The organism is Microcystis sp. M049S2 (assembly GCF_020245625.1).
GTDB classification, from domain to species: domain Bacteria; phylum Cyanobacteriota; class Cyanobacteriia; order Cyanobacteriales; family Microcystaceae; genus Microcystis; species Microcystis ichthyoblabe_A.
In genome coordinates, this window is record NZ_JADBUN010000070.1 from 1 (window position 1) to 11,683 (window position 11,683).

General features: G+C 41.6%; 9 protein-coding genes. 2 read left to right on the forward strand and 7 right to left on the reverse strand.

Annotated features, from left to right (window positions below):
- Nucleotides 1–231: 231 nt before the first annotated feature.
- The 7 genes from IM496_RS05950 to era all read right to left on the reverse strand — a co-directional run bounded on the left by IM496_RS05950 (nt 232) and on the right by era (nt 9,446).
- Nucleotides 232–1,395 (reverse strand): pyridoxal phosphate-dependent aminotransferase, encoded by a 1,164-nt coding sequence (locus IM496_RS05950; protein ID WP_194018439.1) that lies wholly within the window; start codon nt 1,393–1,395, stop codon nt 232–234.
- Between the two features lie 274 nt (nt 1,396–1,669).
- Nucleotides 1,670–4,432, reverse strand: a complete 2,763-nt coding sequence (locus tag IM496_RS05955; RefSeq protein ID WP_194017855.1) for a DNA methyltransferase — start codon at nt 4,430–4,432, stop codon at nt 1,670–1,672.
- A 375-nt stretch (nt 4,433–4,807) separates the two neighbouring features.
- Nucleotides 4,808–5,083 (reverse strand): MoaD/ThiS family protein, encoded by a 276-nt coding sequence (locus tag IM496_RS05960; protein WP_287661532.1) that lies wholly within the window; start codon nt 5,081–5,083, stop codon nt 4,808–4,810.
- Nucleotides 5,084–5,190: 107 nt separating this feature from the next.
- A complete protein-coding gene (thrC, locus tag IM496_RS05965; RefSeq protein ID WP_002750866.1) occupies nt 5,191–6,495 on the reverse strand; it encodes a threonine synthase in 1,305 nt (434 codons plus the stop codon).
- A 533-nt stretch (nt 6,496–7,028) separates the two neighbouring features.
- A complete protein-coding gene (gene rsmD, locus IM496_RS05970) occupies nt 7,029–7,574 on the reverse strand; it encodes a 16S rRNA (guanine(966)-N(2))-methyltransferase RsmD (protein ID WP_287661534.1) in 546 nt (181 codons plus the stop codon).
- 3 nt (nt 7,575–7,577) lie between these two features.
- Nucleotides 7,578–8,255 carry a uracil-DNA glycosylase family protein gene (locus tag IM496_RS05975; protein WP_287661536.1) on the reverse strand — a complete coding sequence of 226 codons (678 nt, stop codon included), beginning with the start codon at nt 8,253–8,255 and terminating at the stop codon, nt 7,578–7,580.
- Nucleotides 8,256–8,489: 234 nt separating this feature from the next.
- Nucleotides 8,490–9,446 (reverse strand): GTPase Era, encoded by a 957-nt coding sequence (era, locus tag IM496_RS05980; RefSeq protein WP_287661538.1) that lies wholly within the window; start codon nt 9,444–9,446, stop codon nt 8,490–8,492.
- Between the two features lie 35 nt (nt 9,447–9,481).
- On the opposite strand from era, the gene IM496_RS05985 reads away from it, so the two are divergent.
- Nucleotides 9,482–10,249, forward strand: coding sequence for a DUF6816 family protein (locus IM496_RS05985; RefSeq protein ID WP_287661541.1), 768 nt, complete (start codon nt 9,482–9,484; stop codon nt 10,247–10,249).
- Between the two features lie 231 nt (nt 10,250–10,480).
- Nucleotides 10,481–11,467, forward strand: a complete 987-nt coding sequence (locus IM496_RS05990; RefSeq protein ID WP_287661539.1) for a serine/threonine protein kinase — start codon at nt 10,481–10,483, stop codon at nt 11,465–11,467.
- The last annotated feature ends 216 nt before the right edge of the window (nt 11,468–11,683 follow it).

An 11,683-nucleotide genomic window follows, 5' to 3' on the forward strand; every position in this document is an offset into this window, starting at 1 on the left:
GGAGCAGATATTAATGGTTCCTTAAATATTGGAAGAAAGGTAGTCGGAGAGGCCGCCTTTAGCGGGAATCCGATAGAGAGGTTCGTAGTTAACCCAGTACGGGTCAAAGCGTACAAAGCTAATTCTAGATGCAATATTTGCCTACAGAATTAGTAACTATTAGAGATAATTGGCTGTTAAAACCGAAAAAAAGGGCGAACAAAATTCACCCTAACAGACACAGTAATCATCCTACAAAGTGCCGATAAACTGATCAATGCGATCGAATCCTTTTTCAATCGTCTTTAGGTCTGTAGCATAGGAAAGACGAATACAATCATCAGCACCGAAAGCAATACCGGGGATAGCGGCTACTTTTTGGGTTTCTAGGAGTTTCTGACAAAAATCCCGTGATTTTAAACCAGTTTGACTGATATCGATAAACACATAAAAAGCACCGTTGGGAGTAGGACAATTGAGTCCAGGGAGCGATCTCACTCGTTCTAAAATATACTGTCGGCGCTCGCTAAAAGCTTTGACCATTTCCTCGATGCAATCTTGGGGACTCTCTAAAGCAGCGATCGCACCGTACTGGGCAAAAGTGCAGACATTAGAGGTACTATGACCTTGGATCTTAGTCATAGCCTTGACAATTTCCACCGGTCCTGCTATGTAACCGACGCGCCACCCCGTCATCGAGAAAGCTTTAGCAAAACCATTACTAATAATACTGCGCTGAAAGATTTCCGGACCAAAAGAAGCGATACTGCGGTGAATTGCGCCATCATAGAGGATTTTCTCGTAGATTTCGTCAGAAACCACTAAAATATCCTTTTCAACCACAATTTTTGCTAAAGCTGCGATTTCTTCGGGAGTATAGACAATGCCGGTGGGATTAGAGGGAGAATTGAGAACAAATAATTTAGTTTTCGGTGTAATTGCCGCTTCTAGCTGTTCGGGGGTGATTTTATAGTGATTCTCTAGGCTAGTGTTCACTATAACCGATGTTCCCCCCGCTAACGTCACCATTTCAGGATAACTCAACCAGTAGGGTGCGGGAATAATTACTTCGTCCCCCGCTTCAATTAACGCCATGATTAGATTATAGAGAGACTGTTTACCGCCATTGGTAACGATGACATTATCGGCATTGTATGCTAGTTGATTATCCCGCAGCAATTTCTCGGCGATCGCTTTTCTTAACCCCGGTTCTCCGGCAGCCGGTCCGTAGCGAGTTTTCCCCTCATCCAGGGCCTTTTTCGCGGCAGCTTTGATGTGAATGGGTGTGTCGAAATCTGGCTCCCCGGCGCTAAAACTACAGACATCTTCGCCGTTTTTCTTCATTTCCTTGGCCAGAGAGTCGATAGCTAGGGTAAGGGAGGGGGTGACTTGATTGACTCGTGACGCTAGTTTCATAGTATTTTACCCTGACAGGGCTTTTCTGATGACCTACACAACCTTTAGTATCGTCCATCACCTCGATTGTTCTGGGTGTTTTTTTATATAATCTCCGGAATTGCGGCGCTTAGGGATGGGTGTGGGGTGTGGGGTGTGGGGTGATGGGGTGTGGGGTGTGGGGTGTGGGGTGTGGGGAAATGGGGAGAATAAATAAAAATAATCTCCTTTTGCCTTTTGCCTTTTGCCTTTTGCCTTTTGCCTTTTGCCTTTTGCCTTTTGCCTTTTGCCTTCGTTATTGAGGATTTTTTCTTTTCGGGGGTTTTTGTTTGCTGGTAGGGAGTAGGGGAGCGGTTAATTTTTCGTAGAGTTCAAAGAGGTATTCAATACGGTTTAATTCACTGGTGAAAGGTTGGGGACGATAACACAAATCAACAGCTTTGTCAAGTTTTTGGTGAGCTTTGAGCAAGTCGGGAGGCATGGTTAAAGGGTCGTATAAATCCGCAAGGCTACTATCAGGATATTTTACCCTAGTATCCAGCACAGCTTGAGCGCAAGTTTCAACGGTTTGTTTTTGTTTGTCGGTGATATTTTCTGGAAAGGGGTAGTTATTATAAACAATATCTTTTGAGTAGCGATAATCGCTTTTTAATCTGCCACACACATATTTAACCCATGCCATGTGCATTTCTGAAGTAAGAATACCAAATAAATATAGATTGGCATTAGGAATTAATAAAACTTGATCATTACCAATCACATTTTTATTCATAAAACCTATCGGAATATATTTTCTTCTTTCAGATGAGACACGGGGAACAAGTAAATAATTCGTGTCGGGTTGTGCTATTTGACAGAATAGAGTAGGTGTCGCCGCAAATTTACGAGTAGAAGCAGCTTTACTTTTTAATCTAAAATTTTTAACCTTATCTACTCTTTTGATGACTTCTGGTAATGTCTTTAATTCAGTGGGAGAAATATCAACTAACCATAGACAATAGCGACTATAACCATTAATAAATTCTTGCGCTCCTGTATAAGGTCTAATCCATTTTTCTGCCTTCGACTCTAATTTTAAAAATTCTTCTTTTTCTGGTTCTGTAAAAATAAAATTACCACCATCTCTTGGCATACTACCAAAACGCATTAATGGAATATTAGATAAAGGAAAACTTCGGTTAAAAATAATGATGTCACTTCCATCAACTAAATAGGGATTAATATTATTAGACTGAATAACTAATGATTCACCTTGAATATCTTCATAATCAAATAGGATTTTATTTGTTATATTAAAACTTCCAAAGCCAATGATAACACAATGAACTGCGGCGTTTCCTTTTGCTTCATTACTCCATTTAAAAGTACGATGGGCAAAATGAATTTTTAAATAATATTTTTGAAAAAGAATATTCCAAAGTAATGCAACTTGCTCCCCTTGAGATATAGAATTTGTGGAAACAAAAGCAACCCTGATTCTATTGCCCTGAATTATTTGAGCAGCCTTAATATACCATGCACACACATAATCTAAAACGCCTATTCCTTTCTCACCGTCGAAAACATAAGCCATATCATTCCTTTGCTGTTCGTTCATAATCATCGCACCAACAAAAGGAGGATTTCCTAAAATAAAATTGAGCTTCTCTTTTGATATAACTTCCTCCCAATCAATCCGCAAGGCATTTCCATGAACAATCTTTGCCGCTTTCCTTAATGGTAAACGCACAAAATATTGACCAAAAGTATTACTAACCTTAACATTCATCTGATGATCAATTAACCACATCGCCACCTCTGCCACCCTCACCGCAAACTCATCGTATTCAATACCAGCAAACTGATTGACATCTACCTGAATAATGGTACTAATATCTGTTACTAACTGCCCCGTTTTATCTAATTTATCTAACTCCTGTAACACCAAAATCTCTAAATCGCGTAACTCTCGATAGGTAATAATTAAAAAATTGCCGCAACCACAGGCAGGATCAAGAAAATATAAATTAGCAATCTTTTTCTGAAATTCTAGTAATTTATTGCGATTGCCTTTAATCTTCTCAAATTCTCTGTGTAAATCATCTAAAAATAATGGTTTAATCACCTTTTGAATGTTCTTCTCGGAGGTATAATGCGCCCCTAAATTGCGTCGCTCTTTTGGATTCATTACCGCTTGAAACATAGAGCCAAAAATAGCAGGGGAAATTTTTCCCCAATCAAAAGCACAAGCTTCTAATAACATGACTCGCATCTTGCTATCAAAAGCCGCTAAGGGTAAAGACTCCTCGAATAACTTGCCATTTATGTAGGGAAATTGAGTTAAATTCTCATCGAGATTTTTTAATCTTTTTTCTTCTGGTGTATTCAAAACCTGAAAAATAGCATCAATGTGCATCGCCAAATCACTGCCATCTTCTTTGGTATGTAGATCGATATATTCCCAGAAAATACCCTTATTAAAAATACCCGTATCATCGGCAAATAAACAAAATAATAAACGCACTAGATAAACTTCTAAATTATGCCCCATATAACCAATTTCTTTGAGGCAATCATGAAGTTTTCCCATTAACTCGGCCGCTTGAATATTGACGGGATCTTCGTCTTTATAAACTCGCTTTTCGTAACCAGCAATAAAATCAAATAAATGAACATTATCAACAAAATTACTTAATTCAAATTCCCATTGATTGCCCGAATCTAAATCATATAATTTAAACCGTTGAAAATCCGAGACTAAAATATAACGCGGTAACTCATGTTCCTTTAAATTGGGAAAATAATCCTTAGCCTGTTGTGTGGCTTTTTCTAAATCTTTCCCCTTCGATTTATGCTCAACTAAAATCGTTCCTTTCCAGAGTAAATCAATAAAACCCTGTTTATTATCTGCTTTTTTTATCGGTTGCTCAAAACTAGCTACCCTACGCCGTGAAATGCCAAAGACATGAAAAAAATCATTCCAAAAAGACTGAGATTCTGCTTTTTCTGAAGTCTCTCCTTCCCACTCTTTTTGAAAAGCGATGGCGCGATTTTTTATTTCATTCCAACTTAAAGGCATAGTTTTAATTGCGGTTCTATTGGAGTTAAGGTGATAAGCTTATCTTACCGAAAAAAGGGCATAAGCCTTATGTCCCTAGCATTAATATCGTGCCGGCTGTAGGGGCGCATCGCGTGCGCCCATTATGTAACATTGTGAACATTTTTCACCTGATGTCCAGAGGACCCAAAATGGATAAAATGTGTCACCTTAAAAGGCAAAAGATGCGTTGGGTGTCGATTGAATATAACTAATGAACAACCACAAAGGCACAAAGGACAGAAAGATTAGGTTTTTCTGGCAACCCTAACTAAAACTTACCTGAACAAAAGCCCCCAGAAAACATCACTTTCTAGGGGTTTAATTACATTGACGGAAAACAAATTTATGGGGAGGTTAACCTCCAGCCACCGCAGGAACGATACTGACTTCATCGCCATCTTTTAAGGGGGTTTTTGTCCCATCGAGGAAGCGAATATCTTCACTGTTGACGTAGAAATTTAAAAAGCGCCGGGGTGCGCCCTCTTCATCGCATAAGCGGGCCTTAATACCGGGGAAACTTGCTTCTAAGGATTCGATTAAATCACCGACACTACTAGCACTACACTCGACGGTAGCCTTATTTTTTGTAAGTTGTTGCAGGGGAGTGGGAACGAGAACTTTTACAGCCATAGATATTAAAGGAAAAAGTGGAAAGGACAGTAAGCTGCGCGCGAATTTAAATTGCTTGTGGAGATGAGGCAAGGGGATAATCGCCCCATCATCCCTGAACATCAATTCTAGACGAGAACCTGTTGCCATTCGAGGCGTTCGAGGGTGCGGGAACGTTCCAGGGCCCGTTCAAAGCTTTCTAATTTCGGTTCGATTAACAGGGGTTCACCGATATAACCCTGTACCGCTTCTTGGGTTTTTAGACCATTACCGGTGATATAAACAACTGTGGTTTCTTCGGGGTCGATTTTACCCGCTTCTACTAATTTTTTCAAGACAGCGATAGTCGTACCGCCTGCGGTTTCCGTGAAAATGCCTTCCGTTTCTGCCAAAAGTTTAATACCTTCGATAATTTCGGCATCGGTGACGGATTCAATATTACCGCCAGTTTTACGCGCAATATCAAGGGCATAAACACCATCGGCGGGATTACCAATAGCGATCGATTTGGCGATAGTATTGGGTTTAACTGGGGCGACAAAATCCCGTCCTTCCTTGAAAGCTTGGGCAATGGGGGAACAACCCTCCGCTTGAGCGCCACTAAAACGCACTGCTTTATCTGCCACCAAACCGACTTTGACGAATTCTTGGAAGCCTTTATAAATCTTGGTAAACAGGGAACCACTGGCTAAAGGTGCGACAATATGGTCGGGGAGTTTCCAGCCTAATTGTTCAGCCACTTCAAAGCCTAAAGTTTTGGAACCTTCGGAATAGTAGGGGCGCAGATTGATATTGACAAAACCCCAACCGTAGGTATTACCCACTTCTGAACAGAGACGGTTAACTTGATCGTAGTTGCCTTTAACTGCCATGACCGTGGGATTATAGATTAGGGTGCCGAGAATTTTACCCGCTTCTAAGTCGGAGGGAATGAAAACACAACAGTCTAAACCGGCGTGAGCGGCAATAGCGGCGGTGGAATTGGCCAGATTTCCCGTACTAGCACAGGAAACGGTAGTAAAACCTAATTCTTTAGCCCGGGTAAGGGCGACGGATACCACTCTATCTTTGAAGCTGAGAGTGGGCATATTGACGGCATCATTTTTAATGTAGAGATTTTTTAGACCCAAGCGCCGAGCTAAACGGTGGGATTTAACTAGGGGAGTCATACCCGTACCCACATCGATGGGATTTTCACTTTCCACCGGCAAAAAGGAACGATAGCGCCAGATGGAATTGGGACCTGCTTGAATGCTTTCTCTGGTAACGGTACGACGGATGAGGTCGTAATCGTAGTCCACTTCTAGGGGGGCAAAGGTTTCTTCGCAGATATTCAGCGCTTTCAGAGGGTAAGAAGTCCCTCCTTCCTTAGAAACCAAGCGGGTAAAGGTGGGGATGAATTTTGAGGTTTTGATGTTTGTCGCTAGGGTCATGATTTTCCTGTCTTGCCGTCAACTGAATCTACAAGCATCCTATCACCGGCAAAATCTTGGTGTCAAATATACCCGACTATTTTTGTCGGGTATAAATTTATACAAAAACTAGGGGATAATCTGGGGAGCAGCAAGGGTTAAGGGGAGATGGTTAAGCTGCCGTGTCAGGAAACTTCGGGGTAGTTTTAGGTCAAAAAAAGGACTAGGAGAAGGAATTTAAGTGTTTTAGGAGGCTATAGCCTATTTACTGCGAATTTTATCGAAATAAGCTCTGATGTTTCTTTAAATAGCTTAAATAGGGGGCGATTAACTGCGGTTGTCAGAAAGTTTCTCGCTTTACTCCGGATGATTGTCAAGAAAAGTGACAAATTATGTGATTTTGTTGAGAAATAATAATTTTTTCTGGACTGTCAAATAAAATTGACTATTTTCAGCAGGAGTCAGGAGCCGGTCGTCAGGAGTTAGAAGATTGCTTTTATTTATTCTCCCCACACCCCACACCCCACACCCTACACCCTCTTTCAAGTCAGTGGTCAGGAGATAACTGCTTTTTGATAAAAAGTTAAGGTGGTATTGCCGTAGCGTTTCTGACGACAAATAGTTAAACCTTCTAGATTAATTGCTGGCCAAGATTTGGGATTATGTTCCACGGCAATTTCCCCCAGAGAATCTAATAAATTAGATTGAGAGATGGCAGTTAGTACCGGTAAATATAAACCGCTTTCATAGGGAGGGTCAAAATAAATTAAATCAAAACTTTTCCCCGCTAAAGTGGCTAACTTTGTCACCACATCCCCCCGAATTACTTGAAATTGCTGGGGAGAAGTTGCTAAATTGCGCCAATTTTCCTTAATAATTTCGCCAGCGCGTCCTGATTGTTCAATTCCGATTACTAGACTCGCACCTCGACATAAAGCTTCCCCACCCATGGAACCATTACCCGCACAAAGATCCAACCAACGACAGCCGGATAATTTCTGTTGCCAGATATTAAATAAAGCTTCTCGGACCCTTGCTGTCGTCGGACGGGTTAATTGTCCTGCTAGGGTTTTTATGGGACGATTGCCGTAAATTCTCATTAGTTAAAAGGCAAATTCAGTTAATCTTTTTTGTAATAAATCAGGAAAAAGGGCATAGTATCTTTGATTGAGAGGAGAGGGATGGGGGAGAGGCAATAAAGTCACTTCCTTTTGCTGTTTTAATCCATCTTCATCAGTAGCGGTAAGGGTAACTAGCAGTTTTTTGGTAAAGCGTTCTTTATCAAGATAGAATTTATCTACTTCTTTGGGTTTACCGTAGGGTTCAAACCATTTAAAAGCTTCCGTGCCAAGGGGAATGATATGATCACCTTGCCAATAAAAAACGAGCAGTTTTTCTATAAATGGACGAAAACGATCTTTCACTTCCCCAGAATAAGCTTTATTACCCGGCGGTTTGTAGGGAACTGTATTAGTCAAGAAAATTCGATCGCACACCGATAATAGCTCTTGACGATCATGGGATTTTCTCCCCTGCCAAGCTTGAAAAAATCCCTCTCTTACCATTCTACCGGCAGCCCCGATCAAAGGTTGTCCTGCATACACTTCATCTCGTCCTAAATCCCGGCCAAAAAAGCATAACTGACTAGCAAGATTACCAGCATACAAAACTGGTTCAAGGGGGTCTTTTTTTGCCTCTTGGTAAATCAGGGTATCGATGGGAAAATCCTCTTTTTTTGCCTCTTGGTGTACCTGTTTAATTAGGGTTTTAATATCGGCCATTATTCCAGAAATCGGTTATTAGTGGCTCTCCATTCTACTACAAAAATGAAAATTATCAGTCTTCAGTCTTCAGGAGATTATTTTTATTTATTCTTCCTTTTCCCCACACCCCACACCCTACACCCCACACCCCACACCCTACACCCCACACCCCACACCCTACACCCCACACCCTACACCCCACACCCTACACCCCACACCCTACACCCCACACCCCACACCCTACACCCCAATTCACTCCTCGGTGCGATAGCCAAATTCTGCTAAAAGTGAGCGAGATTGTCGCCATTTCGGTTCTACCTTCACAAATAATTTTAAATATACCTCCCCAGCGATTAACTTTTGAATAGCCGATCGCGCGGAAGAGCCGATCGCTTTTAACATACTGCCATTTTTACCGATGACGATCCCTTTTTGGGAAGCTCGTTCCACGTTAATGGCGGCAAAAACCTTGGTTAAAGCGGGAGTTTCCTCGACGCGTTCAATCACCACCGCCACAGAATGGGGAACTTCCTGACGAGTTTGCAGTAAAATCTGTTCGCGGATTAATTCGCCCATAATAAACCTTTCCGGTTGATCGGTGACTAAATCGGGGGGATAGTAATAGGGACCGACTTCGAGGGAATCAATTAACAGATTTTGCAGTTCTGCGATTCCCGTCCCCTCCAGTGCCGAAAACTTGAGCAGAGGCCAGTTATTTTCCGCCGCTAAGGTGCGATAACTATCGTCGATAGGCTCCGGGGCTTCCGGTTGCTGATCGGCTTTATTTAGCCCTAAAATCGTGGGAGTTTGGTTTTTAGTCAGTAAATCGGCAATATAGCGATCGCCATTGCCCAAAAAATTACTACTATCGACAACAAATAAAACTAAATCTACAGAATTTATGGCGTTTTCGGCATTTTTAACTAAAACTTTGCCTAATTCGTGATGGGGTTTGTGAATGCCGGGGGTATCGACAAAAATCATCTGGGAGCGCTCGTCGGTGACAATGCCGCGTAAACGGTTGCGGGTAGTTTGAGCGATGGGGGAAGTAATGGCGATTTTTTGTCCCACTAATTGATTCATCAGGGTAGATTTGCCCACATTAGGACGACCAATAATGCCAATAAAACCGGATTTAAAACCAGTGGGTGCGATGGGAATTACTGCCGAATCGAGATTAAAGGCTTGGGAGTTGATCAAATCGTTCATAATTAAAGAATATTACTTAAAAAATGTTTTTACCCATGCAAAGGATAATTTTGTTCTTATTAGTATTGATTCTAGGCTGTAGTAACCATTTAGAATTATCTATAGCGGGAAATTTAAGCGATCGCTTAACTAATTATCCTCGCTGGATGACTAAACCAGTGGTTAGTTTTGCCAGTGGAGATTTAGTTTATCCCGATTGGATGGTGGGCAGTTGGACTGTCACCAGTACCCTAATCGATTTAACCGCTCCTCTTTCTCCCCAGATTATCACACCTGGTTTTGAAAGTAATCGTCGTTACCTAGAAAAATCGATCGAGTTTCCGGTGAGATTCATCGAGAAAGCTATTTCCAGACCGATAAATGCTGCCTTTTTATCCACCATTATCAGTAAACCATCAACTGTGGCCGATCGATCCTTTAATGCTTTAGCAATTAGTCGCGCCTATTTAGGTAATCAATCGGTATTATCCGTAAAAACTGACCCTAATAATCCCAATCGTCAGATTACCTTTTTACGCGGCGCTCATCAACTAATTTCCACGGTAATTGCCAGAAATAGCGAAACTCCTAGCCAAAATCAATTTATTGCCACAGAAATCAGTCAACAAATTTTCCGGGGAGAAACCAACACTTATCTTAATGAGGTGGAAACCACCACCTCCTATCAGTTATTATCTCCTAATAAAATTCTAGGCGATCAGGTGACAGCCATTTATCTTTCCCCCCAATCCCCGGATTTTTTCCAAGCGCAGAATCGTCCTGTGGCTTTGTATCGTTATCGCCTAGAATTGCTGAAAGATTAATAGAAATCCTGTAAAAATCAAAAATCTTCCCTTAGATGAGGAGACAGGAGGAGAAAAAAGACAAGAGATAATCCTAGCCATAAAACCTAAGATTAGGTCAAATTTATCTAATTGGGTCGCCAGTCGCCGGTCGCCGGTCGTTAACACCACATTAGGTTATACTTCTAGGAAAATGACATCGCTATTAAAATAAGTTTAATTAATGTTTGTGAGCAGAGGAGCTAGGAGTTAATGGTTTGGGATCTGGGCAAGAAAATTAAAGATGGCCAGTACAGGATTCAGGAAGTATTGGGTGAAGGAAGATTTGGCATTACCTATCGAGCCAGCGATCGCAATGGTGATTCAGTGGTGATCAAAACGCCGAGGGATGTGGGTTTTAAATTGTGGGAGTCTGAGCGTTTACAGAAACTTTTTTGGCAGGAAGCGAGTAAATTAAAAGGTTGTGATCATCCTCATATCGTGCGAGTTAAAGAGTTATTTTCAGAGGGTAAAGCTAACTGCATGGTTATGGAATATATTGATGGGACGACCTTAGATCGGCGATCAACAAAAATTTTACCAGAAAAAGAAGCCTTACGCTACATTGAGCAGATTGGACAGGCTTTAATGGTGGTACATAGTCGCGGTTTTCTGCATCGAGATATTCGACCGGGTAACATTATGATTCGGACTGGTAAACCAGAAGCAGTCTTAATTGATTTTGGTTTAGCCTTAGATTTTGATGAGGAATTAACCAAAACTCGTACCCAGGAATTAGCCTCAGGTTTTGCGCCTATTGAGTGTTATTCTCGTGATGCTAAACGCGGAGCTTTTACCGATATTTATAGTTTAGGAGCCGTGTTATACGAGCTTTTAACGGGTAAAATTCCAGTGAATGCGATGACTCGAAAAATTGATCATCAGCCTTTAATTGAGCCGAAAACCTACAATTCAGAAATCAGCCCTAATATCAACAAAGCCATTCTTTGGGCATTGGAATTAGACATAGATAAACGTCCTCAGTCAGTGCAAGCATGGTTTAAGGATTTAGGTTTGTCTATTCCCAAAAAAGAACAATTTAAAATATCTCAACCCATTGTTATTAATTGGACATTAGTGTGGGCTGGTGTCGCGGCGATTGCTACTTTATTAACGGCTTTAGGTGTACCAGAATTGATGAAGCAAAAGTTTACACCTCAACCAACTCCGACAGGTTCTCCCCAATCTTCTCCTAAGTAGGTAGGCGTTAAAAATTATCAAATGCCCCCCTTATCAAGGGGATCAAGGGGGGATCAAACCCCCCTTATCAAGGGGGGATCAAGGGGGGATCAAGGGGGGATCAAACCCCCCTTATCAAGGGGATCAAGGGGGAATCAAACCCCCCTTATCAAGGGGGGATCAAGGGGGGATCAAACCCCCCTTATCAAGGGGGGATCAAGGGGGGATCAAACCCCC

Bases quoted from the DNA above. Each gene is read 5' to 3' on its own strand.
- IM496_RS05975 (WP_287661536.1), bottom strand. From the start codon at position 8,255: ATGGCCGATATTAAAACCCTAATTAAACAGGTACACCAAGAGGCAAAA.
- thrC (WP_002750866.1), bottom strand. From the start codon at position 6,495: ATGACCCTAGCGACAAACATCAAAACCTCAAAATTCATCCCCACCTTT.
- IM496_RS05950 (WP_194018439.1), bottom strand. From the start codon at position 1,395: ATGAAACTAGCGTCACGAGTCAATCAAGTCACCCCCTCCCTTACCCTA.
- IM496_RS05960 (WP_287661532.1), bottom strand. From the start codon at position 5,083: ATGGCTGTAAAAGTTCTCGTTCCCACTCCCCTGCAACAACTTACAAAA.
- rsmD (WP_287661534.1), bottom strand. From the start codon at position 7,574: ATGAGAATTTACGGCAATCGTCCCATAAAAACCCTAGCAGGACAATTA.
- IM496_RS05990 (WP_287661539.1), top strand. From the start codon at position 10,481: ATGGTTTGGGATCTGGGCAAGAAAATTAAAGATGGCCAGTACAGGATT.
- era (WP_287661538.1), bottom strand. From the start codon at position 9,446: ATGAACGATTTGATCAACTCCCAAGCCTTTAATCTCGATTCGGCAGTA.
- IM496_RS05985 (WP_287661541.1), top strand. From the start codon at position 9,482: ATGCAAAGGATAATTTTGTTCTTATTAGTATTGATTCTAGGCTGTAGT.
- IM496_RS05955 (WP_194017855.1), bottom strand. From the start codon at position 4,432: ATGCCTTTAAGTTGGAATGAAATAAAAAATCGCGCCATCGCTTTTCAA.